The organism is Anaeromyxobacter dehalogenans 2CP-C, assembly GCF_000013385.1.
In the GTDB taxonomy this organism is placed as follows: domain Bacteria; phylum Myxococcota; class Myxococcia; order Myxococcales; family Anaeromyxobacteraceae; genus Anaeromyxobacter; species Anaeromyxobacter dehalogenans_B.
Map to the genome: position 1 here is coordinate 2632128 of NC_007760.1, position 26876 is coordinate 2659003.

Annotated in this window: 27 protein-coding genes and 1 tRNA gene; 8 read left to right on the top strand and 20 right to left on the bottom strand. The window is 73.7% G+C overall.

Features of this window, described 5'->3' with window-relative positions; all coding sequences use genetic code 11:
• Positions 1-246: 246 nt before the first annotated feature.
• Positions 247-843: a recombinase family protein gene (locus tag ADEH_RS12055; protein ID WP_041453512.1), complete on the bottom strand. Its 597-nt coding sequence runs from the start codon at positions 841-843 to the stop codon at positions 247-249.
• Between the two features lie 1392 nt (positions 844-2235).
• On the opposite strand from ADEH_RS12055, the gene ADEH_RS12060 reads away from it, so the two are divergent.
• From ADEH_RS12060 to ADEH_RS22775, 7 genes are all read left to right on the top strand, one after another.
• Positions 2236-3060 (top strand): hypothetical protein, encoded by an 825-nt coding sequence (locus ADEH_RS12060; protein WP_011421384.1) that lies wholly within the window; start codon positions 2236-2238, stop codon positions 3058-3060.
• Positions 3060-3584 carry a hypothetical protein gene (locus ADEH_RS12065; protein WP_011421385.1) on the top strand — a complete coding sequence of 175 codons (525 nt, stop codon included), beginning with the start codon at positions 3060-3062 and terminating at the stop codon, positions 3582-3584. The genes ADEH_RS12060 and ADEH_RS12065 overlap by 1 nt, the downstream gene beginning before the upstream one ends.
• Positions 3581-3958 (top strand): hypothetical protein, encoded by a 378-nt coding sequence (locus tag ADEH_RS12070; protein WP_011421386.1) that lies wholly within the window; start codon positions 3581-3583, stop codon positions 3956-3958. The genes ADEH_RS12065 and ADEH_RS12070 overlap by 4 nt, the downstream gene beginning before the upstream one ends.
• Positions 3951-4211, top strand: coding sequence for a hypothetical protein (locus ADEH_RS12075; protein ID WP_011421387.1), 261 nt, complete (start codon positions 3951-3953; stop codon positions 4209-4211). Before ADEH_RS12070 ends, ADEH_RS12075 begins: the two co-directional genes overlap by 8 nt.
• 114 nt (positions 4212-4325) lie before the next feature.
• On the top strand, positions 4326-4469 hold the full coding sequence (locus ADEH_RS23110) for a hypothetical protein (RefSeq protein WP_157061357.1): 144 nt from the start codon (positions 4326-4328) through the stop codon (positions 4467-4469).
• Positions 4466-4633 carry a hypothetical protein gene (locus tag ADEH_RS23115; RefSeq protein WP_157061358.1) on the top strand — a complete coding sequence of 56 codons (168 nt, stop codon included), beginning with the start codon at positions 4466-4468 and terminating at the stop codon, positions 4631-4633. The genes ADEH_RS23110 and ADEH_RS23115 overlap by 4 nt, the downstream gene beginning before the upstream one ends.
• Complete coding sequence (locus tag ADEH_RS22775) at positions 4630-6228, top strand: recombinase family protein (RefSeq protein WP_011421388.1); 1599 nt, start codon at positions 4630-4632, stop codon at positions 6226-6228. Before ADEH_RS23115 ends, ADEH_RS22775 begins: the two co-directional genes overlap by 4 nt.
• Here ADEH_RS22775 and ADEH_RS12090 read toward each other — a convergent pair.
• The 14 genes from ADEH_RS12090 to guaB form a co-directional block, all read right to left on the bottom strand.
• Positions 6207-6283, bottom strand: a tRNA-Met gene (locus tag ADEH_RS12090). The genes ADEH_RS22775 and ADEH_RS12090 overlap by 22 nt on opposite strands.
• 110 nt (positions 6284-6393) lie before the next feature.
• Positions 6394-7236 (bottom strand): metal ABC transporter permease, encoded by an 843-nt coding sequence (locus ADEH_RS12095; protein WP_011421389.1) that lies wholly within the window; start codon positions 7234-7236, stop codon positions 6394-6396.
• Positions 7233-8003 (bottom strand): metal ABC transporter ATP-binding protein, encoded by a 771-nt coding sequence (locus tag ADEH_RS12100; protein WP_011421390.1) that lies wholly within the window; start codon positions 8001-8003, stop codon positions 7233-7235. The genes ADEH_RS12095 and ADEH_RS12100 overlap by 4 nt, the downstream gene beginning before the upstream one ends.
• Entirely contained in the window at positions 8000-8899 is a 900-nt protein-coding gene (locus ADEH_RS12105; RefSeq protein ID WP_011421391.1) for a metal ABC transporter substrate-binding protein, read from the bottom strand. The genes ADEH_RS12100 and ADEH_RS12105 overlap by 4 nt, the downstream gene beginning before the upstream one ends.
• Before the next feature lie 13 nt (positions 8900-8912).
• Complete coding sequence (locus ADEH_RS12110) at positions 8913-10145, bottom strand: hypothetical protein (RefSeq protein WP_011421392.1); 1233 nt, start codon at positions 10143-10145, stop codon at positions 8913-8915.
• 92 nt (positions 10146-10237) lie between these two features.
• On the bottom strand, positions 10238-10501 hold the full coding sequence (locus ADEH_RS12115; protein ID WP_011421393.1) for a hypothetical protein: 264 nt from the start codon (positions 10499-10501) through the stop codon (positions 10238-10240).
• Between the two features lie 78 nt (positions 10502-10579).
• Positions 10580-11755 carry a CaiB/BaiF CoA transferase family protein gene (locus tag ADEH_RS12120; protein ID WP_011421394.1) on the bottom strand — a complete coding sequence of 392 codons (1176 nt, stop codon included), beginning with the start codon at positions 11753-11755 and terminating at the stop codon, positions 10580-10582.
• 15 nt (positions 11756-11770) lie between these two features.
• The gene (locus ADEH_RS12125; protein WP_011421395.1) at positions 11771-12103 is read right to left on the bottom strand and encodes an SCP2 sterol-binding domain-containing protein; all 333 of its coding nucleotides are present in this window, start codon (positions 12101-12103) and stop codon (positions 11771-11773) included.
• 109 nt (positions 12104-12212) lie between these two features.
• Complete coding sequence (locus tag ADEH_RS12130; RefSeq protein WP_012525575.1) at positions 12213-12596, bottom strand: response regulator; 384 nt, start codon at positions 12594-12596, stop codon at positions 12213-12215.
• Between the two features lie 92 nt (positions 12597-12688).
• Entirely contained in the window at positions 12689-14503 is a 1815-nt protein-coding gene (locus tag ADEH_RS12135) for an AMP-dependent synthetase/ligase (protein WP_011421397.1), read from the bottom strand.
• A 13-nt stretch (positions 14504-14516) separates the two neighbouring features.
• Positions 14517-15251 carry a tetratricopeptide repeat protein gene (locus ADEH_RS12140; protein WP_011421398.1) on the bottom strand — a complete coding sequence of 245 codons (735 nt, stop codon included), beginning with the start codon at positions 15249-15251 and terminating at the stop codon, positions 14517-14519.
• 197 nt (positions 15252-15448) lie between these two features.
• Positions 15449-17383: a hypothetical protein gene (locus ADEH_RS12145; RefSeq protein ID WP_011421399.1), complete on the bottom strand. Its 1935-nt coding sequence runs from the start codon at positions 17381-17383 to the stop codon at positions 15449-15451.
• A gap of 157 nt (positions 17384-17540) precedes the next feature.
• Positions 17541-19097, bottom strand: coding sequence for a glutamine-hydrolyzing GMP synthase (guaA, locus tag ADEH_RS12150; protein ID WP_011421400.1), 1557 nt, complete (start codon positions 19095-19097; stop codon positions 17541-17543).
• 54 nt (positions 19098-19151) lie between these two features.
• Positions 19152-20615: an IMP dehydrogenase gene (gene guaB / locus ADEH_RS12155; RefSeq protein WP_011421401.1), complete on the bottom strand. Its 1464-nt coding sequence runs from the start codon at positions 20613-20615 to the stop codon at positions 19152-19154.
• 191 nt (positions 20616-20806) lie between these two features.
• Here guaB and ADEH_RS12160 point away from each other — a divergent pair, with 191 nt between their 5' ends.
• Entirely contained in the window at positions 20807-23155 is a 2349-nt protein-coding gene (locus ADEH_RS12160) for a TIGR02266 family protein (protein ID WP_011421402.1), read from the top strand.
• A gap of 47 nt (positions 23156-23202) precedes the next feature.
• Here the strand turns inward: ADEH_RS12160 and ADEH_RS12165 are convergent, their stop codons facing one another.
• From ADEH_RS12165 to miaB, 5 genes are all read right to left on the bottom strand, one after another.
• Complete coding sequence (locus ADEH_RS12165) at positions 23203-23877, bottom strand: DedA family protein (RefSeq protein WP_011421403.1); 675 nt, start codon at positions 23875-23877, stop codon at positions 23203-23205.
• 115 nt (positions 23878-23992) lie between these two features.
• Complete coding sequence (locus ADEH_RS12170; protein WP_011421404.1) at positions 23993-24457, bottom strand: cyclic nucleotide-binding domain-containing protein; 465 nt, start codon at positions 24455-24457, stop codon at positions 23993-23995.
• On the bottom strand, positions 24454-24981 hold the full coding sequence (locus tag ADEH_RS12175) for a gamma carbonic anhydrase family protein (protein ID WP_011421405.1): 528 nt from the start codon (positions 24979-24981) through the stop codon (positions 24454-24456). The genes ADEH_RS12170 and ADEH_RS12175 overlap by 4 nt, the downstream gene beginning before the upstream one ends.
• 13 nt (positions 24982-24994) lie before the next feature.
• A complete protein-coding gene (locus ADEH_RS12180; RefSeq protein WP_011421406.1) occupies positions 24995-25360 on the bottom strand; it encodes a VanZ family protein in 366 nt (121 codons plus the stop codon).
• Between the two features lie 62 nt (positions 25361-25422).
• A complete protein-coding gene (gene miaB, locus ADEH_RS12185; protein WP_011421407.1) occupies positions 25423-26817 on the bottom strand; it encodes a tRNA (N6-isopentenyl adenosine(37)-C2)-methylthiotransferase MiaB in 1395 nt (464 codons plus the stop codon).
• Between the last annotated feature and the right edge of the window lie 59 nt (positions 26818-26876).

The following is a 26876-nucleotide window of genomic DNA, read 5'->3' on the forward strand; positions in this document are numbered from 1 at the left end:
GTGGTGGCGTACGACGCAATGCAGGTGAGGTCTGGAGGAAGGAACTGGCCCACAGGCTCGCGGCCCTGGCCGGCGCTGGGTCGAGCGGAGCGGGGAAGCCGAGGAGTTGGCCGCCCTCCTGCGCAAGGGAGGGCGCCAGACGATCTAGGAGGCCGCTGGGCACGTCGGACAGGCGAGGCCGACGGGCTCGTCCGCGTAGCGCGCTCGCGCCGCTCCTGCGGGGCGCCAGGGCTCTCCTGCGCTGGCTTACGCTGCGCCGCGCTTGAGGGCGAGCCGGGCCGTGCTCTCCTTGCACCCCACAACCTCGGCGGCCTTCCGCTGCGACATGCCCCCGGCGATGAGCGCGCGGAGCTTCTTGACCTCGACCGGCAGAAGCGCCCGCGGACGCCCGAGCTGTTTCCCCTCGCGGCGAGCGCGCGCGAGGCCCGCCTTCGTCCTGGCGATCAGGTTCGCCCGTTCCATCTCAGCCATCCACCCGAAGATGCCGACGAGGAGCCCGCGAGTCTGCCCTGCGTCCTCGACCCACGACTCCCGCACTGAGAGGACGCGGCACCCGTAGCCGTCGAGCTTCGCGATTCGGTTGATGCACTCGCGCATGTCGCGGTCGAGTCGGTCGAGCGCGACCACGACTACGGCGCGGACGCGGCCCGTACGCGCATCTTCCATGAGGCGGTCGAGGACCGGGCGCTTCTTCTTCGCGGAGCCCTGCTCTTCGTAGAACACAGGCGCGAACCCCCTGGCCTCCGCGAGACGCGCGACGTCCGCGCGCTGGTTCTCGACGGTCTGGCGGCCGTCGATGGAAGAAACGCGCAGGTAGCAGGCGGCTTCGGGGCGACTGGCCATGCGCGCATCATACGTCCGTTTCATGCGCGGGTCAACGCGCCGCCCCGGGGCCGCTGGTTTCGCACGGTTGCGCCGAGGGGTTGAGGGGACGTTTCCTGCGCACGCCGACGGGAACGTCGAACCGCAGGCCGCGAGCGCCGAGCGGACGCAGCGTCGAGGCGGCCCAGGGCGCCCGTCGGTCCCGGCGGCGCGCGGGCGGCAGAGCCCGGCGGCCGTCGACCCGGCGGCGCGAGGGCGCGAGGGCTCCGGCGGCCCGGCGGCGCCCGCGGCGCGAGGGTCCGGCGGCGCGGCGGCGTCTGCGGCGGGGAGTACGTCTTACGGGGGGTTCCCAGCCGCCCCAGAGGGCTGGCGTCGTATGACTCTTCCTGGTTAGACCTCTGACCATGTACCCTCGCACCTTTGGGGTATGCCTGGACGCGTCGCGGCACGCGAGCGGCCCGGGGGGCGGGGCGGGCGTGCGCGCGCTCGACCCCGAACCACCCCCGGAAGAGGGCTAACGAGTTGCAGCGACTGAGCGTCGAAGAATCGCTCTGGCGGGCTCCTAGGCGGTCGAGCGGGAGGCCGGGACGAGGGATTCCAGGGACTTGCGGACCGCGCGCCTGCAACGCACTTCGGACCGACGCACGGAAACGCGTGATAGCGGCCAGTTTCAGATACGGGGGGGACACACACCGGCTTGATCGAACCCCGTGCGTCGCTCCTAGGGCCATTTCCGATCGTTCTAGGGGCATTCCTGCGGCCGCCCGAGACCCCGCTTTCCGGGCCCGGCGGGCGCCGGGGGGTCGCGGAGCTGGCGGCCGAGCAGGCGGGAGGCTCCTGCCCGAAGGCCACGGCCTGGAGCGGCGCACCGCGGGACCACGGCGCCGCCCGGTCCGGCTCGCGCGCGCGGCGATGGCCAAGGGCTGGAGGACCAGAGGGCCGCCTGGTCCTGGGGCGTCAGCCCTTGAGCCCCTGGCCTTCAGGCTTCGACCGAAGCGCCTTCGCATCCCCAGCGCCGAAGCACCCGAAGGCCCATCGGCCCTTTAACCCTTAGTTCTTTTAGTCTTTTCGCGCGCTCTATATGGCGCGAGCCGCGCGCTCCCCAGCCGCGCCTCGCCGCTATACCCCTAACGGACTACCACCCGCCCGTTCCGACGCGCGCCCTAGTAGGGGCGGGTCGAACGTCACTCGGTCCGCCGAACGGCGGTATAGAGAGAGGGCGCGAAGCAGACCCCGCCGCCGCTTCACCTGCGCGACCTGCCCGCCCCCTCGATCTCGACGCCCTCGGTCCCGAGGGCCACGCGCTCCCGCCCCGCCGCCCGGCCCCTCGGCCGCGCCACCTTCCCGACCCGGCGCCTTCCTGGCGCGCGGGTTCTCGTCGTTCAACCCACAGTCGAGTCGAGGAATCCCCCGATGTCCCAGAAGACCGAGAAGCAGCACGTCCCGAACGTCAACGAGGCCGAGGCCGCCGCGCAGCGCGCCAGCACGGAGGCCCGCGCGGCCGCCGAGCGCGTCGCCGCCCTCCGTGCCGCCCTGGCCCACGCCGAGACGCACCCGCTGGACTTCAGCGACGGCGAGACCTACGCGAGCGAGGTCGCGAGACTCCGCTACGACCTCGCCAAGGCGGCCGACACGGCGAACCGGGCGCAGGCCGCGCGAGAGGCCGCCGCCGAGGCCTTGCAGGCCGCCAAGGACGAGCAGGCCCTGAGCGACGCACCGCGCCTGGAACAGGAGGCCGAGGCCGCGCGCGCGCAGTTCGTCAAGATCGCCCAGGAGTGCGCCGCCAGCCTCGCCGCGACGCTCGCTTGCGCGGTCCTGGCTCACGAAGCGCTGCACGCCAACCGCGCCGAGCTGCGCGCCGCGGGCCACGTCCCCGAGGGCGACGCGCGCACGTCGATGGGTTTCGCGTGGCTGGGCCTGCTCGACAAACGCCCCGGCGCCGTCGGCGCGTTGGCCACGGCCACTAACGTCCTCGCGTGGGTGGAGGCTGCGCCCGTGCGCGAGGCCGAGGAGAAGGAATTCCAGCGTCGCCGCGCCCTGGAGCGCGAGCGCGCTGCGCTGGCGGGGCATCTCGGACCGGAGGCCAAGGCCGAGGCCGAGGCTCGCCGTGCTGCCGACATCAAGCGCATGAGCGACACCAGGGGCGGCGGCGCGTTCCTGGGCGTGCGCGGCTCCGTCGCCGAGAAGGAGCTGGCGGTCTACCGCGCCAACGCCTCGCTGAACGGGAAGGGCGAGTGATGCGCCCCGGCGACGAAACGAAGGGCACGAAGCCTGCGAGGCGGAAGCGCGTCACGCTCTCGGACCGCCTCCACGACATCGCCCGGCGCGAGGAAGCCGTGGAGCGCGTCGCGGCGAACCTCGCTCAGCGCGCCGAGCGCCTGCGCCAGCGCGCCGAGGAGCTGGCCCGCGGAGCTGACGCGGTCATGGGCGACGTGGAGCGCGACATCGAACGGCGCGCGGCCGAGGCACGCGAGAAGGCCAAGGCCGCCTCGATGTTCACGGAGCAGCACGCCGAGGTCGCCGACCGACTCGCGAAGGGGCTCCCCGCGTTCGACGGCGCGCCCCGCCCCACGGCGCGCGAGACCACCGCGGCTCTGCAGTTGCTCGCGTCGCTCGACGCGAAGGCCCGTGAGCGCGAGGCGAAGGGCGGCGGCACCATCATACTTCTGGTGAAAGACCCCTTCGGCGACGGCGAGGTGAAGCTGCAGGCGGACCGCGCTGCCGTCGAGCGCCAGCGCACGGGGCGGGAGGACGGCGAGTGACGCGCGACGAGTTGCGAGCGGCGACCGCGCGCAGATTCCCCGTGCGCCTACCGTTCCCCGAGGCGCTGCACTCGACCGACGCCCGCATCAGCCCCGGCGCGCGGCTTCTGCGCTACGTGGCCGACGTGTTGGACGAGGAACGGCTCCACCCCGACGACGTCATGCTCGCGCGCGCCGACTATCACCGGCTCATGCGCGAGGTGGCCCGCTGGCTCCGTCGCCGAGGCGTGAGGCGCGCCGACCTGCTTGCAGCCTGCACGGCTTGGAGTGCGGCGTGCGGGCCGCTGGAAGACAGGCGGGGCGTGGTGCCGAAGGGGACGATCTACGTGAGGGCTGAAACCAACCGAGCACATCAAGGAGTTGACAATGGGTGACGCAGACTGGGAGTGGACGCAGGAGGAGGTCGCGGCCCTCGCGGCGACGAAGCCGGAATTCGTCGCGGACGTGAACGGGCGCAAGGTGCCGACCATGGACAAGGCGGACATCCTCGCCCTGGCGGCTCGCTACCCGTCGATGCGCCTGAACAAGGCGGTGCCGTCCGCCGAGGCCCGCGCGAACGCAGCCGCGCAGGACGCCGAGCGCGACGCGGCGCTTCGGGCCCGCTACCCGTCCATGTTCAAGCCCTGAGACCGGCCCCAAGACCCGCAGGTTCCGAGGCCCCGGCGTCCAGCGCGCGCCGGGGCCTCTGTCGTTTTTCGGCGGCCCGGTCGTGTGTGAGACCTTCCTGCACGTAACGGTCTCATGCGCCGCGTCGCCGCCGCCCAGCTCGCCCTGCCGCTCTGGTTCCCGCCGGTCCAGCTCGCCCTGCCGTTGAAGGCGCGCAAGCCGCGCCCGCAGAAGGTCGCGGTGCGCGTGCCGCCGCGGGTCTCCAGGCCGAAGCCGTGAAGGCCCTGGCCCCCGAGCCGGACGTGGAGGTGGTCGGCGAGCCTCCCGAGCCCGAGGCCCTGCGCCTCTTCTGGCGCGCGTTCGCAAGCATCGCGGCGGACCTCCTAGACGAGGACGATCTCGGCAGCGATGATCAGGGCGCCAAGGAGGCCGCCGCCCGATGAAGACCGCCGCGCTTTACGCCCGCTTCTCCACCGACAAGCAGGACGCGCGCAGCATCGACGACCAAATCCGACGCTGCCGCGCCTTCGCCGAGGCCCGTGCCCTAGCCGTCGTGGCCGTGCATCAGGACGCGGCTTTGTCGGGCGCCTCGACCGCGCGGCCGGGCCTGCAAGCCGTCCTCCGCGAGGCGAAGCGGCGGGCGTTCGACGCCGTCATCGTGGACGACCTCTCGCGCCTCTCGCGCGACCTCGGGCACACCTGGAACATCATCTTCAGCGACCTCGCCTCCGTCGGCGTGCGCGTCATTGACGCGACCACGGGCATGGCGTCCGACGCCGCGGGCGCGCGTCTGACCTTCGGCGCCCTCGCGCTCGTGAACGACACGTTCCTGCAGCTCGTCAAGACCGAGACGCACCGGGGCCTGGAAGGCCGCGCGCTCGGAGGGTTCTGGACCGGCGGCTCCTGCTACGGCTACCGCACGGTCCCCGAGCCGACGCCCCAGGACCCCGCACACCCTCGCGCCGTGCCCGTCATCGAAGCCGACGAGGCCGAGGTGGTCCGCGGCATCTTCGCGCGCTACGCGAAGGGCGATACGCTCGGCTCCATCCTGGCGTGGCTCTCGGGGCAGACCGCCCCTGCGGACGGCGCGACGAAGAAGAAGGCGCCGGGCTGGTCGAAGAGCCTGCTCTTCTCGATGCTCCGCAACGAGCGCTACGCGGGCCAGTTCGTCTGGAACCGGCGCAAGTGGACGAAGGACCCGACCACCGGGAAGCGCCGCTACGTCGAGCGCCCCGAGGCCGAGTGGGTGCGCGTCGAGCGCCCCGAGCTGGCTATCGTGGACCGGGAGACCTGGGCCCAGGTCCAAGCGCGCCACGCCCGCACGGCGCAGGACCACGGCGAAAGGAAGCGCTCAACCTCGCCCCACATGCTCTCAGGCCTCCTGCGCTGCGGCGTCTGCGGCGGCGCGCTCTCCATCGTGTCCCAGCGGAAGAAGGGTGGCGTGGTCTACTCGCAGTTCGGGTGCTCCGTCCGTCACTCCCGCGGCCCGGGCGCCTGCGCGAACGCGACGACCACGAGTGAACTTGGGCTCAACGCGGCGGTGCTCTCGGCCCTGCGCACGCACCTTGCGTCGCCGGACATCGAACGCTGGGTCGCCGAGGTTCTCGCGGAGCGCGCTGCCGAGAGCCACGCCCCCGACCTCGCGGCCGAAGTCCGTGCGGCCGAGGTCCGAGCCGAGAAGGTCGCTGACGCCCTCGCGCGCATCGGCTTCTCGGACACGCTCGCGCGGAGGCTCCAGAACGAGGAGGCGAAGCTCCGCGAACTGCGCGCCCAGCTCACCCGCGCGGCGCCCGCGCCGAAGCGCCCGGCGGTCTCCGTGCGACAGGTTCTCGCGGCGCTGGAAGGCCTGGACGACCTCGCGAAGAGGCACCCCGCGCAGGCACGCGCTGGCCTTCAGTCCGTGGTCGAGTCGGTTACGCTGACGCCCGAGGCCGAGAGCGGCCGCGTGCGCGCAACCCTGCAGTTGAAAAGCGAAACGGCCACCCTGGTGGGCGGCCGTCTCGGTGCTGAATCAACTGGTTGCGGGGGCAGGATTTGAACCTGCGACCTTCGGGTTATGAGCCCGACGAGCTACCTGGCTGCTCCACCCCGCGTCAGGTGGGAAAGTGTCGAAGCGAGGCGGGTTTCTACAGTCCGGGCCGGTTTCGGTCAAGACCTTTTCGCACCGCGCCGAAATGCGTTCGGAGGGGCCTCGCCGGCGGCCTCACCCTCCCGCTCTCCGCAGCACGGCGCCGGGCACCAGGAACAGCGCGGCGAGCGCCACCATGGTCGCGCCGGTGGGGATCTCCCAGGCCCACGACAGCACGTAGCCGCCGCCCGCCGCCAGGACGCCGAGGCCGGCGGCGACGGCGAACGCGGGGCGGAACCCGACCTTGAGCAGCAGCGCGGCCGCGGCGGGCAGGGTCAGGAACGCGAACACGGGCAGCGCGCCGAGCGCCCGCGCGGTGACGGGGATCGCCAGCCCGATCGTCAGGAACAGCAGGGCGTCCCACAGCTTCACCCGCAGCCCGAGCGCCTGGGCGGTCTCGGGGTCGAACGACGCGAACGCGAGCTCCTTCGCGAACACGAGGTGCACGGCGGTGCAGACGGCGGCCACCACCACGATCACGGCGAGGTCGCCGGCGGGCACGGCCACGGCGTTGCCGAACACCATGCCGCCGAGGTCGTGGGCGGCGTGCACGAGCTGGCTCACCCCGAGGACCACCAGCGCGGACGCGGTGACCCAGGCGGCGCCGACGGTCGCCTCGGCGGGCAGCCGCCGCGGCCGGAGCGCGCCGAGCACGAGCGCGCCGGCGACCGAGAACAGGATCGCGACGGCGAGCTGCTCGGTGGCGTGCTCGGTCTCGATGTGCACCCGCTCCTCGACGAGCAGCGTGAGCACGAGCCCGAGGGTGGACACCTGCGTGAGCGCGGCGGACACGAACACGGTCCGCCGCAGCACCACGTACACGCCGAGCGCGCCGAGCAGCGCGCCGGCCACGATCGACGCCGCGAGGGGCACCTCCCAGATCTCGCGCGCCGACAGGAACGTCTCGAACGCGCTCACCGCCGCACCTGCCCGTTCACGGGGTACACGAGGCGCCGCCCGTCGAGCTCGCGCACCGCCACGGGCCGGCCGTAGAGCGCCCCGAGCGCCTCGGGCCGCAGCATCTGCTCGACGGACCCGACGCGGAACAGCGCCTGGTCCTTGTCCACGAACGCGAGCGACCGCGCGTAGTTCGCGACGGCCTCGAGCCGGTGCGACACCATCACGATCGCGATCCGAACGCCCTCGTGCAGGTCGCGGAGGAGATCCATCGTGGCGAGCTCGGCGGACGGGTCCATCCCGTTGGTGGGCTCGTCCACCACGAGCAGCGTGGGCTCGGCGGCGAGCGCCCGCGCGATGAGCGTGCGCTGGCGCTGCCCGCCGGACAGCTCGCCGTAGGCGCTCCCGGCGAGCGCCTCGATCCCGACGAGCGCGAGCGCGGCCCGCACCGCCTCGTGATCGGCGGGGCCGGGGCGGCGCCCGGGCCCGAGCGCGGGGACCCGGCCCATCAGCACCACTTCTCCCGCGGTGAACGGCCACACGGGATCGACGTGGTCGCGCTGGGGGACGTAGCCGACGCGCACGCCGGGTCGCAGCGTTCGGCGCCCGGCGAGCAGCGGGAGCGCCCCGAGGAGCGAGCGCACCAGGGTGGTCTTGCCGCCGCCGTTCGGGCCGACGACGGCCAGGAAGTCCCCGGCCTCGACGGCGAGGTCCACGCGCTCGAGGATGGGGCGCCGGCCGTAGCCGACGGTCGCGCCCTCGAGCGCGACGAGGGGGCCTGGGCTCACCGGAGCGCCCCCGCGACACGCCCGACGAGCGCCTCGATCCACTGCTCGTAGCTCTTCACCCCGGGCTCGCCGCCCACGTCGCCGGGCACGCGCACCACCTTCGCGCCGGCGTGGCGCGCCACCACCTCGGCGGACTTCGTGTCGTAGTAGTTCTCCACCACGATCGCCTTCACCTGCTCGCGCTGCGCCCGCTGGACCAGCTCGGCGAGGTAGGCGGGCGGCGCGGGCACGCCGGGGCGCGGCTCGATCTCGCCCGCCGACACGATCCCGCTCCAGTCGAGGAAGTACGTGAGCGTGCGGTGCTGCGAGAAGATCTTCTTGCCCTTCACCGGCGCGAGCGTCGCCTGCCAGCGCGCCATGTCGGCCTCGAGCTTCGTCCGGAACGCGGCGAGCGCGCCCTGGTAGGCGGCGGCGCCGGCGTGATCGAGCTCGCCGAGCTTCGCGGCGATGGCGGTCGCGACCTGGAGCGCGCGGCGCGGGTCGGTGAGGAAGTGCGGGTTGCCGGCGGGGTGGAGGTCGCCCCGGCTGCGGTCCACCGGGCCGGTGGGGACGTCGAGGACCTGCACCGCGGACGCGGCGGTGAGCCGGCGCGCGCCGCCGGGCTGGATGGCGGCGTTCCGCGACTGGTTCACGAGCGGCGGCAGCCAGCCGATCTCGAGGTCGAGGCCGACGTCCACGAGCAGGTCGGCGTTGCGGAGCTTCACCGCCAGCATGGGGTTCGCGTCCACGTAGTGCGGGTCCTGCGAGCCGCGCGAGAGGCTCTCCACCGAGGCGCGGCCGGCGGAGACCTCGCGGACGAGCGCGGCGAGCCCCTCCGTCGTGGTCACGACGCGGGGGCCGGCGAGGGCGAGGGAGGGGACGAGGGCCAGGAGGAAGGCGAGCGTGCGAGTCGTCATGGCTGGTCTCCTCCTAGAACGGGTGGGCGCCGTGCGCCCCGATGCCGAACTCGACGTGGAGCAGCGCCTCGAGGCCTCCTCCGCCGCCGGGCAGCCGGTCCCAGCCGACCTGGAGCCGCAGCCGCTGGAACTCCGACGGGAACCAGGTCACGAGCCCGCTGGCGCGCTGCTCGGTGCCGGCCGGCGCCTCGCCCGCGGACGGCGCGCGCTCGTAGCGCACGCCGTAGCCCCACCACGCGTTCTGCCGCCAGAACGCCTGCGTCCACCAGCCGGTCTCGGTGCCCCCGCCGTTCGCGTCGGCGGCGGCGCCCCGGAACCTCCGCGCGTACACCTCGCCCTGCACCGCCAGGTAGGCGCGGCCGGCGGGCGGACGGATGCGCAGGTACGCGTCGGCGCCGCCGAGGTCGCGGAACGCGCCGGCGGTGCCCTCCCCGCGACGGGCGGCGGAGACGCCCAGGCCGAGCGTGGCCGCCTCGCCGATCGGCACGTAGTTGAGCAGGCGGGCCACGCCGGTCAGCTCCGAGGGCGCATCCTCGACGAGCGTCGTGTTCTGTCCGGCGAGGCGAAGCTCGGAGAACCAGGGCAGCGGCGCCAGCCAGGCGACCTCCACGCCGGGCCCGCCCAGCGACTCCTCTCCGAGCAGCCGCTCCCGCGCGAGCGGCGCGTCCACGAACTCCCAGGCGTGCGGGTGCTGCAGGTTGAGCCGGCCGAACGGGCTGTAGATGCGGCCGGCGCGGACCTGCAGGCCGGCGGGGAGCGCGAGGGTGGTGACGTAGGCCTCCTCGACCCCGGCGCCGGCCTCGGTGAACGACAGGAAGACGTCGGCGCGGACGTACGGATCGACCACCGCCTGCAGCCCGAGCTCGAGCTCCTCGAACGCGAACGCCGGCTTCTCGGCGGGGCTGAACGGGCCGCCGCGCGGCGAGCGCTTCTCGACGTCGTACGAGTCGTAGGCGAGCGAGGCCGAGCCGATGGCGCTCACGTCGGGCAGGAGCAGGAGCCGCGCGTACGGGCTCCCGCCGGTGGACGGCGCGGCGGCGCCGCCGGCCGCAGGAGGCGTCTGCGGCGTGGGCGCCGGCGCGGCGGCGGACGCGCCCAGCTCCTTCGCGATCTCGGCCTCGAGCTGCTTCGAGTCCTGCTGCGCGGGGGGGCTGGACGGCGGGGAGGCCGCGCCGGACGACTGCGCGGAACCTGCGGTGGGGACGGCGGACACGGCGAGCACGCTCGCCACGATCAGTGAACGCATGACGCACCTCGGCGCGCGCGCGGCGCGCCATGTTACGCGGAATGGATCGAGCGCGCGCGACGAGGTGCGCGCTCATGCGGAGCCGATGGGGGCTACGCGTTCCGCGGAGGTGACTGCCCGGGGACGGCGCCGAGCGGGGCGCCCAGCACGGGTGCGAGGCCGCGCGCAGGCTCGACCACGTCCTCGAGGACGGGGCGCGGCGCGACGTCGGGGGTCTCGTCGTGCGCGACGTCGGCGCTCCGCACCGCGCACACGGCGCAGTGATCGGCGCCGTGCGGGCCGGGTGCGTGCGCGTGGTGACCCCCGGCCGCGAAGACCAGGAACAGGGCCAGCCCGGCGGCGAGGAGCGCGCGCATCCGGCCCCGAACTTGGTCGGCCGCTCCACGGCTGTCAACCGAAAGTGCCAGCGCCCCCGCCGCGGCGCGGGCGCGGGTTCACGCTCCGAGCGCGCCCGCCGCCCGCAAGGCCGCGATCTCCGAGGGCGAGAACCCGGCCTCCGCCAGCACCGCCTCGCCGTGCTCGCCCAGCCGGGGCGCGGCCCGGAGCGGCGCCGCCTCGCCGCGCAGCCGCACCGGGGACGCCACCGCGGGCAGCGCCCTGCCCTCCCACGGCGTGTCCACCTCGACGAACGCGCCGCGCGCGGCGAGCTGCGGGTCGGCGCGCGGCTCGTCGCCCTCCAGCACCGGCGCGACGCACGCGTCGTGCGCCGCCGCGAACGCGGCCCACTCGTCGCGCGTGCGCGCCGCGAAGAGCGCCTCCAGCTCGGCGCGCAGGCCGGCGCCGCCCTCGTCCCACTGCCGCGAGGCGAGCTCCGGCCGGCCCACGGCCTCGCAGAACGCGGCGAAGAACGAAGGCTCGAGCGCGGCGAGCGCGACGAAGCGGCCGTCGCGGGTGCGGTACACGCCGTAGCAGGCCGCGCCGCCGTCGAGGAGCTCGCGGCCGCGCGCCAGCGGCGCGCCGCGGGCCCACGCCATCCCGAGCGGCATGGCGAGCAGCGCCAGCGCGCCCTCGGTCATCGACACGTCCACGTGCGCGCCCTCGCCGGTGGACGCGCGCCGCAGGAGCGCCGCCAGGATGCCGGCCACCGCGGGCCAGGCGCCGCCCGCCACGTCCGCGACCTGCACGCCGAGCGGCCGCGGCGCGTCGGGCGGGCCGTTCGCGGCGAGCACGCCCGACACCGCGCAGTAGTCGAGGTCGTGGCCGGCGCGCCCGGCGTACGGGCCGTCCTGCCCGTAGCCGGAGATGGAGCAGAGCACGAGGCCGGGGGCGCGGGCGCGCAGCGCCTCGTACCCGACGCCGAGGCGGTCGAGCACGCCGGGCCGGAAGGACTCGACGACGGCGTCGGCGCGCGCCGCGAGCCGCAGGAAGGTCTCGACGCCCTCCGGCCGGCGGAGGTCGAGCGCGAGCGAGCGCTTGTTGCGGTTGAGCGCGTGGAACGCGCCGGACTGCTCGCCCGCGAGCGGCGGCATCCAGCGCAGCCAGTCGCCGCCCTGCGGATCCTCCACCTTCACGACGTCCGCGCCGAGATCCGCGAGGACCAGCGTCGCGTACGGCCCGGGGAGGAGCCGGGTGAGGTCGAGGATGCGGACGCCGGCGAGCGGGAGCGCCACGCCCGTGGCCCGGGATCAGACGAGGATCTGCTGCAGCTTCATGGCGAGGCCCATGTCGCCCTGGATCTTCAGCTTCCCGGACATGAAGGCCATCTGCGGGTTGAGCTTGCCGTTCACGATGTTCAGGAAGTCCTGCTCGGTCGCGGCGACGGTGCACTTCGGGCTGGGCGGCGCGCCCTCGCTCACCTTCCCGCCGGGCGCGGTGCAGTCCACGCCCCAGGTGCCGCCGCCGGGACCGCTGATGTTGAACTGGTAGACCGCCGCGATCCGGGTGACGACGTCCGGCTTCGCCTGGAGCTTCGCCGGGATGTGATGCTCGAAGACTTCCTTCACGGTGGACACTGCCATCTCGGACCCTCGGAGCCGCTCGGCGGCCGCTGATTCCAGAATCAAGCCTGCGGAGACGGCAACGTATTGGGCGGGTCCGGGAGTGTCAAGCCGGCCCCGGCACCGGCCGCTACGCGCGCCCGTGCGTCTGCACGGCGTCGTTCACCGCGGCGGTGAGCGCGTCCGGATCGACCGGCTTGATGAGCACCGCGTCCACGTCGCGGCCACGCGCCCGCGCGATGTCGTCGCGCTCGGCCCAGCCGGTGACGATCACCACCGGGACGGTGGGCGCGATGGCCTTCGCCGCCCGGGCCATCTCCAGCCCGCCCATGCCGGGCATCCCGACGTCGGTGACCACCACGTCGATGGAGTGCTCGGAGAGGGTCTTCAGCCCCTCCTGCCCGCTCGCGGCGGACAGGACCAGGCACCCGGAGGCGGTGAGCACCTCCGCCATGAGCTCCCGGTTGTCGTCGTCGTCCTCGACGAGGAGGACCCGTACCCCGCTCTGCTCCATGATCCCCTCGCCGGGCGGCCGCACGACCTGGCACCCCGGGGTCAGTTAAGCACTCGCTGCCCCGGGGCGCGACCGCCTCGTGGGGGCGACGGCTACTCGGCGTAGAAGGAGTCGAGCAGGGCCTGGTACTGCTGCGTGACGACCTTGCGCTTCACCTTCAAGGTGGGCGTCAGCTCGCCCGTCGCCTGGGTGAAGTCGCGCGGCAGGATCTCGAACTTCTTGATGGTCGCGTAGCTCGCCTGGCGGGCGTTGAGCGCGTCGATCGACTGCTGGATGCGCGCGCGCAGCCGGGGATCGCGGTGCAGCCCCTCGCCGGCGGGCAGGCCCTGGTCGCTCGCCCACTTGCGCGCGTTCTCCTCGTTGAGCGTGATGAGCGCCGAGAGGAACTTGCGCTTGTCGCCGTGCACCATGACCTGCGAGACGAGCGGGTCGGTCTTCAGCTCGTTCTCGAGGTTCTGCGGCGCCACGTTCTTCCCGCCGGCGGTGACGATGATGTCCTTCTTGCGGTCGGTGATCTTGAGGCAGCCCGCCTCGTCCACGAACCCGATGTCGCCGGTGGCGAGCCAACCGTCCTTGAGCACCTCGGCCGTGGCGGCGGGGTTGTTGTAGTACTCCTTCATCACGCACGGTCCCCGCACCATGATCTCGCCGTCCTCGGCGATGCGGACCTCGGTGCCGGGGACCGGCGGTCCCACCGTGCCGATCCGGTTCGCGCCGGGGCGGTTCACGAACGTGCCGGCGGAGGTCTCGGTGAGGCCGTAGCCCTCCAGGATCACGAAGCCGAGCTGGTCGAAGAAGTGGGCGATCTTCGGCGAGAGCGGCGCGCCGCCCGAGACGAACAGGCGCATCCGCCCGCCGAAGCGCTCGGACAGCGTGGCGGAGAGCTTCGGGAACACCAGCTTGCGGCCGATGGTGAGCCCGAGCGAGGAGTAGTCCTTCCCCTGCTCCTTCGCCGCGGCGTACTTCTCGAACTCCTCCAGGGCGAGCTTGAACAGCTTGCCCTTGAGGCCGGGCGTGGCGAGCCCCTTCGTGATCACGGTGTTGTAGGCCTTCTCGAAGATGCGCGGCACCGACGGCATCACCGTGGGCCGGACCTCGCCGGCGTTGTCCACGATCTTCTCGAGCGACTCGACGAACGCGCCGGTGGCGCCGGTGCTGAACCAGACGGCCTCGATCACCTTGGCGAACGAGTGCGCCATGGGCAGGAACATCAGGATGAGGTCGTCGGGGCGGACGACCTTCAGGCCCTCCACCGCCAGCGCCTCGTAGACCCAGTTGCCGTGCGTGAGCACGACGCCCTTCGGGTTGCCGGTGGTGCCGGAGGTGTAGATGAAGCTGGCCGGGTCGTCGCGCCGGATGCGGGCGAGCCGCGCCGCGTGCGCGTCGGGGTTCGAGGCGCGCCAGGCCACGCCGGCGCGCTCCACGTCGGCGAGCGTCCGCTCGAACGCGTCGGCCGCCGGGCCCTGCGCGCGCACGAGGCCCTCCAGCGCCGGGAGCTTGCCGCGGACCTCGCGGATCTTCGCCACCTGCGCCGCGGAGTCGCAGAACACGAAGCGCGCGCCGGAGTCGGCCAGGATGTACTGGCACTCGGCGGGCGTGTTGGACTGGTAGATGGTGACGGTGATCCCGCCGGCGCCGAGGATCCCCAGGTCGGCCAGGATCCACTCGAGGTTCGTGTCGCCGATGATGGCGACGCGATCGCCGGCGCGGAGCCCGAACGACGCGAGGCCGTCGGACACGTCGCGCGCGCGGCGGGCCATCTCGGCCCAGCTCACGTCGCGCCAGGCGCCTCCGGACTTGAACTTCACCGCCGTCGCGTCGCCGCGCCGGCGCGCCTGCGCCTCGAACAGCGAGACGAGGTTCTGGGCGTCGGGCGCCCCCTTCCTGAGCTCCGCCTCGGCGATCATCGCGTCCTCGCTTTCACTTGCGTTCCAGCATGCCCCGCGCGACCTGCTGCCACCGTCGCTCCTCGGGGGGGTCATAACGGCCCGGCTCCGATGCCAGCGCCTTCTCGAGCTGCTCCCTCGCCTCGCGCCCGTGCCCTTCCTTCCGGTAGAGGTCGGCCAGGTACACGCGCGCGCGCACGTTGTCAGGGTTCTGCGCCAGCGCGGCGTGGAGCGCGCGCTCGCTCTTCTTCGCGTCGTACTTCGGCCAGGGGAGCTTGAACCAGAAGCGCCCCCACGCCGTCTGGATCGAGCCGTGCTGGAACCCGGGATCGATCTTCTCGGCGTGGGAGAGGCGGTCCTTGAACTTCCCCTCGATCCCCTGCGTCAGCGCCTTGAAGATGCCGATGCCGAGCGAGTAGTTGCCCATGCCGGCCGCCGCGAAGTGCCAGCCCTCGACGCGCGCCGGGTTCGCGCGGATGGCGCGCTCGCCGTACTCCCAGCCCTGCTTGCCGAGGCGGCTCTTCTCGGAGTCCTTCAGCGCCGGGTCGTCGGAGAGCCAGAAGTCGAGCCGGGCGAGCCGCCACAGCACCTCGTAGTCGTCGGGCGCGCGCCGCCCCGCGTCCTCGAGCGTGGCGCGCACCTCGTCGAGCGCGCCGGGCTCGTCGCGGCGCGCGTACGCCGCGTCGGAGCGCTCCAGCAGGTCCCGGAGGGCTGGCTCCTGGGGGGCAGCCGTGGCGGCCAGGGCGGCGGCGAGCAGCGCGCAGATCATCCGGCAAGCATGCCGGGATGCGTCCCGCTTGGCTGCGCCCCTGGAGAGGTTCACCTGCCGTGACGTGACCCCGCGGCGGACGGGCAGGCGACCGGGGATCGACCGGTCTCTGCCCGCCCTTCGGCGGGCTCAGGGCGAGCGGAGCGCTTGCTGCGGCCGCGCCCGCCCGACCCCGGCCCCAGACGGGGCCACCAGGGCTAGAACGAGCCGGCGCCCTGGTCGCCGCACACGCAGGTGCCGGGCGCGGACGAGGTCGGCTGGACGAAGGAGCCGACGTCGCCGCCCGCGTAGCAGGTCCAGTCGGTCGCCTTGCCGCCCAGCGCGCCGGCGCACTCGGTCCGCGTCAGGCAGCCGCCGGCGGGCAGCCGGCCGAGATAGTCCGCCGAGTAGGTCTCCCCGGGGTTCGCCTCGCAGTTCTGCGTCGCGTGGTTGATGTAGATGTTCCGCGTGGCGCCGGTGGGCTTGCGCTGGTCGGCGCTGATCTGCTCGCGCGTGGCGGTGAACCACCAGTCCCAGCCCGCCGCCTCGGCCTCGGTGGCGGTGAGCGTCGAGGGCGCCGGGCCGCGGCACGTCTTGCGCGTGTCGCCCTTCTGGCTCGCGATGCGCAGCAGCACGATGTCGCTGCCGGCGGGATCAGTGGGCAGGAGCAGGCCCGAGGGCGGCTTCACGATGTCGGCGATGCGGTCGAGGATCTGCGCGAAGTTGGGATCGCAGATCGAGCCGGCGACCACGTCGGCGCCCTTGGCGCGGAGCTGCTGCGACGCCTCGAGCAGGCGGGAGCCCGGCGCCTGGCCGCCGCACACGTTGTTGGTGCAGGTCAGGTTGCTGCCGGTGCACGCGTAGTCGCAGCAGATGCCGGGGGCGCAGGACGCGTCCTGGCAGACGCTCTGCGAGGTGGAGACGATGAAGCCGGCGCCGACCGGGCGCCCGAGGCCGGTGAGGTAGTCCACGATCTGCGAGACCGCGAACTGCTTGGGCGTCGCCGAGGACGCGTCGGCCACGCAGGAGTCGGAGCCCGGCCCGCCGCTCAGCACCACGCCGCCGCTGGGATCCTGCGGCGACGAGCAGTCGTCCTCGTCGCCCACGAACACCGTCACCAGCTTGGAGTTGTCGTGCAGCCAGGACGCCGGCGCGGAGGCCACCACGTTCCCGCTCGCGTCGCGGCGATCCACCTGGCGCCCGGTGAGCGCCTTCTCCACCGCGAGCCGGCCGGCCTCGAGCGCCTGCTCCTGGCCGGAGCCGCAGGTGCCCGCGATGACGTTGCCCTGCCACGTGCCGGAGCGGTTGCTGGCGAACCAGTCCTTGAGCTGGGTCGCGGTGTAGCCCTGGCGGTTGCAGACCTTGCTGCCGTCGCTGCACGCGGGCAGCGCCGGATCGCGGATGGGGAGGCCGGTCCCATCGAGCTGCGGGTAAAGCTCCTTGTCGAAGTGCAGCACCCGGGGGCTGTCGCCCAGGCTCACGAACGCGCCGTGCGGATAGTACTGGCCGTCGGCCGAGAGGCCCGGCGAGCAGCGCCCGTCGAAGCGGTAGTGCGTCTCGACCCTGCCGCAGGCGGTGCCCAGGGCGGAGCAGCCGATGGCATCGACGGCCGGCGCCACCGAGTCGGCGCCGCAGCAGTAGCCCTCGCCGAGCAGCCCGGTGCAGGTGGTCTTGCAGGTGGTGCCGGCGATGCCGGCGCAGGCGGCGTCGCTGGTGCACGCCCGCGGCCCCTTCATGGGCCCGGTGGGCACGCCGCTCGGCGCCTCGCAGCACACCTGCTGGCCCGCGGCGCCGGGGCAGTCGTTCCGGCAGGTCACGCCGGACAGCGGGCCGTTGTAGAAGACCGACGTGGTGGTGACCGCCACGTGGAAGTCGATGGGCTCGAGGCCCGCGCCGCGCCGGGACGTGTTCGTCTGGTCCAGGTTCTGGATGAACGCGGCGAAGTTCTGCGCGAGCTTCTCCTGCTCGCCCGCCATGGAGCCGGAGTCGTCCACCACGAACAGCACGTCCGCGGTCGAGATGCTCGAGAGCGTCACGCGCTCCGAGCCCGGCTGGATCAGGCAGTGGCCGACAGGATTGAAGTTGTAGTCCTGGCACCCCGCCGCGAGCAGCAGCAGCGGAAGCACCGCGAGGACCCGGGACGCTCGCGCCATCGTATGGCCTCCAGTTCGCGCGCGATGATAGCCGCGATCGTCCCTTGAGCAAACGACGCGGCAATCCCACGTTCACCGACCGTCGGCGGCGCGCAGGAGCGCCCACCTGCTCCCACCACGGCGCGCGGCGGCCCGGAGGCCGCCGCGGCGGCCGGGCTCATTCCCACTCGATGGTCGCGGGCGGCTTGGAGGAGATGTCGTAGACCACGCGGTTGATGCCGCGGACCTCGTTGATGATGCGCGAGGACATGCGGCCCAGCAGGTCGTACGGCAGGCGCGCCCAGTCGCCGGTCATGCCGTCGGTGGACTCCACCGCGCGGATCGCGCAGGTGGACTCGTAGGTCCGCTCGTCGCCCATGACGCCGACGCTGCGGACCGGCAGGAGCACCGCGAAGCCCTGCCAGAGCTTCTCGTACAGGCCGGCGGCGCGGACCTCCTCCTGCACGATGGTGTCGGCGCGGCGCAGCACCGAGAGCCGCTCCTCGGTGACCTCGCCGAGCACGCGGATGGCGAGGCCGGGGCCCGGGAACGGCTGGCGCCGCACGATGGCCTCGGGCAGGCCGAGCTCCAGGCCGAGCTCGCGGACCTCGTCCTTGAACAGCTCGCGCAGCGGCTCGACCAGCGCGAGGTTCATCTTCTCGGGCAGGCCGCCGACGTTGTGGTGGCTCTTGATGGTGGCGGAGGGGCCGCGGAACGACACCGACTCGATCACGTCGGGGTAGAGCGTGCCCTGCACCAGGAACCTCGCGCGCGCGCCGTGCGCCGCGAGCCGCTCCACCTCCTGCTCGAACACCGCGATGAACTCGTGCCCGATGATCTTGCGCTTCCGCTCGGGGTCGGTGACCCCCGCCAGCGCGCCGAGGAAGCGCCGCGAGGCGTCCACGGTCACGAGCGGCAGGTGGAACATCGCGCCGAAGACGTCCTCGACCTGCTTGCGCTCGCCGGCGCGGAGCACGCCGTTGTCCACGAAGATGCAGCGCAGCCGGTCGCCGATGGCCCGGTGCACCAGCAGCGCCGCCACCGCCGAGTCCACCCCGCCCGACAGCGCGCAGATGACGTGGCCGTCCTTCACCTGGGCGCGGATCTGCTCCACCGCCGCCTCGGCGTAGCCGCGCATCGACCAGGTGCCGGAGCAGCCGCACACGCCGTAGGCGAAGTTGCGGAGCACGTCCTTGCCGCGCGGCGTGTGGACGACCTCGGGGTGGAACTGCACGCCGTAGAAGCGGCGGGCGCGGTCCTCCACCGCGGCGAACGGGGCCGAGGGCGAGGCGGCGATGGGCTCGAAGCCGGGCGGCAGCGCCTCGACGCGGTCGCCGTGGCTCATCCAGACGTCGAGCGTGGCCGGCAGGCCCTGGAACAGCGGCGAGGTGGCCTTCACCTCGATGGTGGCGGGGCCGAACTCGCGGTGCGCCGCCTGGTCCACCCGGCCGCCCAGCTCGGCGGCGAAGACCTGCAGGCCGTAGCAGATGCCCAGCACCGGCACGCCCAGCTCGAACACCACCCGGTCGCAGCGCGGGCTGCCCTCGGCGAGCACCGAGGCGGGGCCGCCGGAGAGCACGACGCCGCGGGGCCGGAACGCGCGGATCGCCTCCGCCTTCGCGGTGCAGGGGTGGATCTCGCAGTAGACGCCCAGCTCGCGCAGCCGCCGCGCGATGAGCTGCGTGTACTGCGACCCGAAGTCGAGGATGAGGATCTTCTCTGAGTGGATGTCCATGTCGGCCCGGCCGCGCCGCCCCGCCCGGCGGGGCCGCGGCGTGAGGAGGGAGGGTCAGTCGACCCGGTAGTTCGGCGCCTCCTGCGTGATGATCACGTCGTGGACGTGGCTCTCGCGCAGGCCGGAGGCGGAGATGCGGACGAACCGCGGCTTCGTCCGCAGCTCGGCGATGGTCCGGCAGCCGACGTAGCCCATGCCGCTGCGCAGGCCGCCCACCAGCTGGAACAGGTTCATCTCCACGGTGCCCTTGTACGGCACGCGGCCCTCGATGCCCTCGGGCACCAGCTTGTCCGCGTCGGACACGTCGCCCTGGAAGTAGCGGTCCTTCGAGCCCAGCTTCATGGCGCCGATCGAGCCCATGCCGCGGTACGACTTGTAGCTGCGGCCCTGGTACAGGATCACCTCGCCCGGCGCCTCCTCGGTGCCGGCCAGCAGCGACCCGATCATCACCGACGACGCGCCGGCGGCGAGCGCCTTCACCATGTCGCCCGAGTACTTCACGCCGCCGTCGGAGATGACCGGCACGCCGTACTTCTCGGCGGCCCGGGCGCACTCGTCCACGGCGGTGATCTGCGGCACGCCGACGCCGGCGACCACGCGCGTGGTGCAGATGGAGCCGGGGCCGATGCCCACCTTCACCGCGTCCACGCCGGCCTTGCAGAGCGCCTCGGCGGCCTCGGCGGTGGCCACGTTGCCTGCCACCAGCTCGATGCCCTTGAAGTTCGCCTTGGTGGAGCGCACCGCGTCCACCACGCCCTTCGAGTGGCCGTGGGCGGTGTCGATCGCGATCACGTCGGCGCCGGCCTTGAGCAGCGCCTGGATCCGCGCCTCGCGGTCGGCGCCCACGCCCACCGCGGCGCCGCAGAGCAGGCGGCCCATCCGATCCTTCGCGGCGTTCGGGTGCTTCTGGATCTTCTCGATGTCCTTGATGGTGATGAGGCCGCGGAGCTCGTAGCGCTCGTTCACCACCAGCAGCTTCTCGATCCGGTGGCGGTGCAGCAGCTCCTTCGCCTGCTCGATGGTGACGCCCTCGTGCGCGGTGACGAGGTCCTTCGTCATCACCTGCTCGACCCGCTGCTCCAGGTTCTTCTCGAAGCGCAGGTCGCGGTTGGTGAGGATGCCGAGGAGCCGGCCGCCCTGCACCACCGGGATGCCGCTGATGCCGTTCTCGCGCATGAGCGCCACGGCCCGGTGCAGCGGCGCGTCCGGCTCGACGGTGATCGGCTCGGTGACCACCGCCGACTCGTACTTCTTCACCTTCACCACCTCGGCCGCCTGGTCCTCGACGGTGAGGTTCTTGTGGATGAAGCCGAGCCCGCCGACCGCCGCCATGGCGATGGCCATGCGCGCCTCGGTGACGGTGTCCATCGCGGACGAGACGATGGGGATGTTGACCTGGATGTTGCGGGTGAGTCGCGTGGACGTCTCGACCGACTTCGGGAGCACGTCCGACTCGGCCGGGAGGAGCAGGACGTCGTCGAACGTCAGCGCCAGGCGGAGGTCGTCGCGGTTGAGCATGCGGACGTATAGACGAGCGTGTCCGGGAGCGTCAAGCCAGCCGTTCCGGCGGGCCCAAGCTCAGGCGATCGCGGGGAGTTCCCCGGCGGCGACGATCCCGGCGCCGCGGCGGGTGGTCCGGAGGCGCACACGACGTTCCGCACGTGCGCGCGCTTGCCGGTCCGCCTGCCGCGAAGGGATAATCGCGGGCGGTGCCACCAGCAGACAAGCGCGGGAGCGAGCGAACGCCGGTCGGGCTGCTCGTGCGCCTCTCGTACGGCAGCGTGGACGAGTTCACCGAGCGCTTCGCGGTGAACATCTCGCGCGGCGGGATCTTCATCCGGACGCGGGAGCCGCGGCCGGTGGGCACCCACCTCGCGTTCGACCTGCGGCTGCAGGGCGGGGAGACGGTCATCCGCGGCCGCGGCGTGGTCCGGTGGATCCGCGAGGAGCGGCCCGACGCGCACCCGCCCACCGCGCCGGGCATGGGCGTGCAGTTCACCTGGCTCGACGAGCGCTCGCAGGCGCTGGTGGAGCGGATGGCGGCGCGGAAGGAGCTGCGCGGCGCCGCGCCGGGCGTGGGCGCGCCCGCGCCGATCGCGCCGCGGCCGGATCGCACGCCGGCGCCGACGCGCGCGCCCCTGCCCGCCCCACCGGCCCCGGGGCTGCGCCCGCAGTCCCCGAGCCCCGCCCCCGCCGCCACGCCGCCCGCCCTGCCTCGTGCGGGTGCGACCGCCACCCCTCCGCCGGCGCCGGCCGCGTCCCCGGAGCCCGCGCCGGCGCTCGCCGACCTCTCGCGCCCGCACCGGGTCGAGCAGCTCGAGGCCGGCCCGGCCCGCGTCGCCACCGGGCTGCCGGACGCGCCGGTCCCCATCACCCGGCCGTCGCGGTACGTCATCGGCATCGACCTCGGCACCTCGAACTCCTGCGCCGCGGTGGTGCGGGACGGGCGGCCGTACGTGATCCCCTCGCGCGAGGGCTACAACACCGTCCCGTCGATCGTCGCCCTGAACGCGCGCAACCGCATCGTGGTCGGGCACCTGGCGCGCGCGCAGCTGCTCACCAACCCGCGCGCCACGGTGTGGGGCGCGAAGCGGCTGGTGGGCCGCGCCTTCGACTCGCCGGTGGTCCAGGAGATCAAGGGCAAGTTCGCGTACGAGATCGTGGCCGGGCCCGACGGGCTCGCGGCGGTGCGGCTCGGGCCCGAGACGCTCACGCTCGAGCAGGTCTCGGCGCTGGTGCTCGCGGAGGTGAAGGAGGTCGCCCAGAACCACCTCGGCGAGGAGGTGAACCGCGCCGTCATCACCGTGCCCGCCTACTACAACGAGCGGCAGCGCGCGGCGGTCCGGCACGCGGGCGCGCTGGCGGGCCTGAAGGTGGAGCGCATCCTGAACGAGCCCACCGCGGCGGCCCTGGCGTACGCGTTCGGGCGGCACCTCGACCAGCGGGTGCTGGTCTACGACCTCGGCGGCGGCACCTTCGACGCCTCGGTGCTGGAGCTGAACGACAACGTCTACGAGGTGGTCTCGACCGGCGGCGACACCTTCCTCGGCGGCGTGGACTTCGACAACCGCATCGTCGATCGGATGCTCGCCGCCTGGGAGCACACCCACGGCGCGCCGTTCGCCGGCGACCGCGTGGCGCTCTCGCGCATGGTGGACGCGGCGGAGCGGGCCAAGTGCGCGCTCTCGGAGCGCACCGAGCACCGGGTGGACCTGCCGTTCCTGGCGCTGGCCGACGGGCGGCCGCTCTCGCTCGAGGTGACCGTCTCGCGCGACGAGGTGGTGGAGTTGGTCGGGCCGCTGGTGGACCGGACGCTGGAGGTGTGCCGCGACGTGCTCGCGGCCCGCTCGCTCTCCACCACCGACATCGACGAGGTGATCCTGGTGGGCGGCCAGTCGCGCATGCCGCTCGTGCACCAGAAGGTCGGCGAGTTCTTCGGGCGGGCGCCGTCGCGCGCGGTCCACCCGGACGAGGCCGTGGCGGTCGGCGCGGCGCTGCTCGCGCACTCGCTGCAGGGGGCCGAGGGCGTCGTGCTCATCGACGTGCTGCCCATGTCCATCGGCATCGGGCTGCCCGGCGGCCGGGTGAAGACCATCATGGAGCGCAACACGCCGCTCCCGGCCCGCAAGCAGTACGGGCTCACCACCTCGCACGACGGCCAGACCGAGTTCGAGCTGGTGGTGCTGCAGGGCGAGGGCGCGCACGCAGACGACTGCGAGTACCTGGGCACGCTGCGCCTGGAGGGGCTGCCGCCCGGGCCGCGCGGGATGGTGAAGATCGCGGTGACGTTCGAGCTGGGCGCCGAGTGCCTGCTCACCGTCACCGCCCGCGAGCTCAACACCGGGCGCAAGGTGCAGGCGGTCATGTCGGCGCGGGAGGGGGCCGCGAGCGCCCGGCGGCGGCTGGAGCGCGACGGCGCCCCGGCGGTCTCGACCGGCAGCTTCCCGGTGCCGCCGCAGGAGGCCGCCGAGCCGGCGGGCGAGGCCGCGGCGAGCGGCGCCGCGCGCGGGCTGGGCGGCCTGCTGCGCCGGCTGCTGGGGCGCAGCGAGGCGCGGTAGCGGGCCCCGCCCGCCCTTAGACAGGCTCAGGGCGAGCGGGTACGCCCTCAGTCCCGGTCGCCGTCCGGCGAGGCCGGCACCGCGCGGCGCGTCTGGAGCCAGCGCAGCAGCAGGCCGAGCAGCACCACGCCGACGCCGAGCAGGATGTAGTGGCTGAAGCGGGCGGCCAGGCGCGCCGCCTCCTCGATGTTCGAGCCGAAGTAGAAGCCGAGGCAGACCCAGAGCGGCGCCGAGACCAGGGCGGCGGCGCCGTCGAACAGCAGGAACTCCCAGTACGGCATCCTCGCGTGCCCGGCCGTGAAGTAGGTCGGCATGCGGATGCCGGGGAGGTATCGCGCCACCACCACCACCACGTTGCCGCGGCGGCGCATGAGCTTCTCGACCTTCTCCAGCTTCTCGGGGGTGATCATGCGGCGCAGCGGGCGGAAGTCCGCCACCCGGGCGCCGAACTTCCGGCCGGCGAGGAAGATCACCGAGTCGCCCGCCAGGATGCCCGCCAGCCCCACCGCCACCATGAACAGCAGCCCGTCGTCCCGGACCATCGCCGCGATCGACGCCGACTCGAGATCGCTCGCGAGCCAGGCGAGCACGCCGCCCGTGACGAGGATCACGTCCTCGGGCATGGGCAGGCCGAAGCCGCACAGCACCAGCACGGCGAAGACGAACACGTATCCGACGTGGAGGGAGTGCCCTCCCAGCAACTCGACCAGGCGTTCGAGCATCCGCGGTGCCTCGCGCTCCTTCCCGGGATCCCGGCTTACCGCATGTCCGCCCGGAGGTCACGCGGCACGTGCGCCCGCGCGCAGGCCGCGCGATCGCACGTCCCGTGCGGCGGGGTCACGGCGCGGAGGGTCGCGCCGCCGCCAGGCCGCGCAGCTGCTCGCGGCTCTCCGCCACCTTCGCCGACAGGTCGGCGGCGATGGCGAGCGCCAGCTTCAGGCAGGCCTGCGGCTTCTGCGGCTGCAGCCGCGCGAAGTCTCGCTGGGCCAGCTCCAGCACCTCGCACGGCGTGGCCGCCACCGCCGACACCAGGCGCACGCTCTTGCCGAGCAGCGCCAGCGCCCCGAGGTGCTCGCCCGGCCCCAGCACCGCGAGCTCGCGCTCGCCGTCCGGCCCGCGCTGGGTGACGCGCACCGTGCCGGTCTTCAGGATGAACATCGACTCGCCCACCATGTTCTCGACGAACAGCGGGCTGCCGGCCGGGACCGCCTTCTCCGCGGCGACGCTCGCGAAGATGCGCAGGCCGGTCTCGGTGAAGTCGCGGAACAGGACCGAGCGCTGGAGCGCCTCGACCACGGTCATGGGACGCCCCCCTCGGCGCGGTAGCGCGCGGCGTACGCCACGTAGTTCGCCGCGCTGGTCCGGAGGAACGCGATCTCCTCCGGCGTGAGCGGGCGCTTCGGCCTCGCGGGCTGGCCCATCACCAGCGTTCCCGGCGGCACCACCGCGCCGGGCGGGACGAGCGCCCCCGCCCCGACCATCGCGTCCGGACCCACCACCGCGCCGTCGAGGACGATCGCGCCGATGCCGATCAGGCAGCGGTCGTGCACGGTGCAGCCGTGCAGCACGGCGCGGTGGCCGATGGTGACGTCCTCGCCGATGACGGTGGGGTGCGTGCGGGTGGTGACGTGGATCACGGTCCCGTCCTGCACGTTGGTGCGGGCGCCGATCCGGACGGTGTTCACGTCCCCCCGCACCACGGTCCCGAACCAGAGGGACGCCTCGGGGCCGACCTCCACGTCGCCGGTGACCACGCAGCCGGGCGCGGCGAAGACGGTCGGGTGCAGCCGGGGCCTCGCGCCCGCGTACGGCAGCAGGATGGGCATCGCGCCCGGGATGCTAGCCCGCGCGCGACCGGCGCCGCAAGAACGCGGCGGCGAGCGCCGCGCCCCCCAGCGCGCCGGCGGTGTCCGCGGCCCAGTCGAACGCGTCGGGCTGCCGGTTCGGCACGTGCGCCTGGTGCCACTCGTCGCTCGCGCCGTACAGGCTGGCCAGCACGGCCGCCGCCAGGAGCAGGCGGCGCCCGCGCGCCAGCCGCGTGCCCGCGAGCGCCAGCGCGAGGAGCCCCCCCAGCACGGCGTACGCGGACGCGTGGACGATCTTGTCGTGCGAGAAGATGCCCTTCGGCACGAACGGCAGCGGATCGGGGCGGGAGGAGAGCCAGAAGATGAGCCCCGCGTACGCGGCGGCGCCCGCGGCCGCCACCGCCCGCCATCCCCTCCCGACGGGGGCGGCGAGGGCCCCCGCCCCGGCCTGGAGATCCGCGCTCACGCGAGCGTGCCCGAGAGCGAGCTGCCGCCCGCGCGCGTGATCCGCACGGGGACGCGCGCGCCCGCCGGCGCCGCCGCCTCGTCCGCGGTCAGGTGGACCACGCGGTTCTCGGGCGTCCGTCCCAGCCGCTCCCCCGGCTCGTCGGACGGGCCCTCCACCAGCACCTCGACCACCTTCCCGAGCTCGGCCGCCAGGATCTCCCCGGCGATGCGCCGCTGCGCCGCGAGCAGCCGCTCGAGCCGCGCCACCGCGACGTCGCGCGGCACGTCCTGCCACTCCGGCGCGCTGCCGAGCCGCACCGCCGCGACGGTGTGCGGCCGCGGGCTGAACACGAAGCTGAAGCTCTGCTCGAAGCGGGCGCGCTCCAGCAGGGCCAGCGAGGCCTCGAAGTCCGCGTCGGTCTCGCCGGGGAACCCCACGATGAAGTCGGTGGTGATGGCGATGCCGGGCCGGGCGGCGCGCAGCCGGTCGAAGCGATCGAGGTACTCGGCCACCGAGTAGTCGCGGCGCATGCGGCGCAGCACGGCGTCGGAGCCGGACTGCACCGGCAGGTGGAAGTGCGGCATCACCTTCGGCTCGTCGCGGAACACCTCGACGAGCGCGCCGGAGAGGTCGTGCGGGTGGCTGGTGGTGAAGCGGATGCGGTCGATCCCCGGCACGGCCGCGACGCGCCGGAGCAGGTCGGCGAAGGTGCAGCCGCCCCCGTACGAGTTCACGTTCTGCCCGATGAGCGTCACCTCGCGCACGCCCACCGCGGCGAGCGCGGCGCACTCGGCCACCACGTCCGGGAACGGCCGCGACACCTCGCGCCCGCGGGTGTGCGGCACGATGCAGAACGCGCAGACGTTGTCGCAGCCCTTCATGGCGGTGACGAACGCGGTGGCCCGGCCGCGCGCCGCCTCGGCGTCGGCGCGCGGGAACACGTACTCCTCCGAGTCCATCCAGCCGGTCTCGGCGAAGCGCTCGCCGCGGGCGCGCTCCACCATCTCCGGCAGCCGGGCGATGTTGTCCGGCCCGAAGACGAAGTCCACGTACGGCACGCGCGCGAGCAGCCGGTCCTTCTCCTGCTGCGCGACGCACCCGGACACCGCGATGAGCGCGCCGCGCCGCGCCTTCACCTCGCGGTAGCGCCCCAGCGCCGAGAGCAGCTTCTGCTCGGCCTTCTCGCGGACCGCGCAGGTGTTGAGCAGGATGAGGTCGGCCTCGTCCGCGCTGGCGGCGCGGGCGTAGGCGTGGCGCCCGAGCAGCTCGACCATCCGGTCGGAGTCGGACTCGTTCATCTGGCAGCCGAAGGTGTGGACGTACACCTTGCGCGGCGGCGCCGCCGGCGACGGGGCGGGGTCACCCGCGGCGGGGGCCGGCTTCCTGGAGAGGGGCACGAGATCGGACATCGGCGCGGAACCTATGGAACGGTGGGCGGGGAGTCAATCGCCGGGCGGCCGGGCACGGC

What these genes read in the sequence shown, in the direction of transcription:
- ADEH_RS12055 (WP_041453512.1), bottom strand. Translation starts at nt 843, where the DNA reads ATGGCCAGTCGCCCCGAAGCCGCCTGCTACCTGCGCGTTTCTTCCATC.
- ADEH_RS12060 (WP_011421384.1), top strand. Translation starts at nt 2,236, where the DNA reads ATGTCCCAGAAGACCGAGAAGCAGCACGTCCCGAACGTCAACGAGGCC.
- ADEH_RS12065 (WP_011421385.1), top strand. Translation starts at nt 3,060, where the DNA reads ATGCGCCCCGGCGACGAAACGAAGGGCACGAAGCCTGCGAGGCGGAAG.
- ADEH_RS12075 (WP_011421387.1), top strand. Translation starts at nt 3,951, where the DNA reads ATGGGTGACGCAGACTGGGAGTGGACGCAGGAGGAGGTCGCGGCCCTC.
- ADEH_RS23110 (WP_157061357.1), top strand. Translation starts at nt 4,326, where the DNA reads ATGCGCCGCGTCGCCGCCGCCCAGCTCGCCCTGCCGCTCTGGTTCCCG.
- ADEH_RS22775 (WP_011421388.1), top strand. Translation starts at nt 4,630, where the DNA reads ATGAAGACCGCCGCGCTTTACGCCCGCTTCTCCACCGACAAGCAGGAC.
- ADEH_RS12105 (WP_011421391.1), bottom strand. Translation starts at nt 8,899, where the DNA reads ATGACGACTCGCACGCTCGCCTTCCTCCTGGCCCTCGTCCCCTCCCTC.
- ADEH_RS12110 (WP_011421392.1), bottom strand. Translation starts at nt 10,145, where the DNA reads ATGCGTTCACTGATCGTGGCGAGCGTGCTCGCCGTGTCCGCCGTCCCC.
- ADEH_RS12115 (WP_011421393.1), bottom strand. Translation starts at nt 10,501, where the DNA reads ATGCGCGCGCTCCTCGCCGCCGGGCTGGCCCTGTTCCTGGTCTTCGCG.
- ADEH_RS12125 (WP_011421395.1), bottom strand. Translation starts at nt 12,103, where the DNA reads ATGGCAGTGTCCACCGTGAAGGAAGTCTTCGAGCATCACATCCCGGCG.
- ADEH_RS12130 (WP_012525575.1), bottom strand. Translation starts at nt 12,596, where the DNA reads ATGGAGCAGAGCGGGGTACGGGTCCTCCTCGTCGAGGACGACGACGAC.
- ADEH_RS12135 (WP_011421397.1), bottom strand. Translation starts at nt 14,503, where the DNA reads ATGATCGCCGAGGCGGAGCTCAGGAAGGGGGCGCCCGACGCCCAGAAC.
- ADEH_RS12140 (WP_011421398.1), bottom strand. Translation starts at nt 15,251, where the DNA reads ATGATCTGCGCGCTGCTCGCCGCCGCCCTGGCCGCCACGGCTGCCCCC.
- ADEH_RS12145 (WP_011421399.1), bottom strand. Translation starts at nt 17,383, where the DNA reads ATGGCGCGAGCGTCCCGGGTCCTCGCGGTGCTTCCGCTGCTGCTGCTC.
- guaA (WP_011421400.1), bottom strand. Translation starts at nt 19,097, where the DNA reads ATGGACATCCACTCAGAGAAGATCCTCATCCTCGACTTCGGGTCGCAG.
- guaB (WP_011421401.1), bottom strand. Translation starts at nt 20,615, where the DNA reads ATGCTCAACCGCGACGACCTCCGCCTGGCGCTGACGTTCGACGACGTC.
- ADEH_RS12165 (WP_011421403.1), bottom strand. Translation starts at nt 23,877, where the DNA reads ATGCTCGAACGCCTGGTCGAGTTGCTGGGAGGGCACTCCCTCCACGTC.
- ADEH_RS12170 (WP_011421404.1), bottom strand. Translation starts at nt 24,457, where the DNA reads ATGACCGTGGTCGAGGCGCTCCAGCGCTCGGTCCTGTTCCGCGACTTC.
- ADEH_RS12175 (WP_011421405.1), bottom strand. Translation starts at nt 24,981, where the DNA reads ATGCCCATCCTGCTGCCGTACGCGGGCGCGAGGCCCCGGCTGCACCCG.
- miaB (WP_011421407.1), bottom strand. Translation starts at nt 26,817, where the DNA reads ATGTCCGATCTCGTGCCCCTCTCCAGGAAGCCGGCCCCCGCCGCGGGT.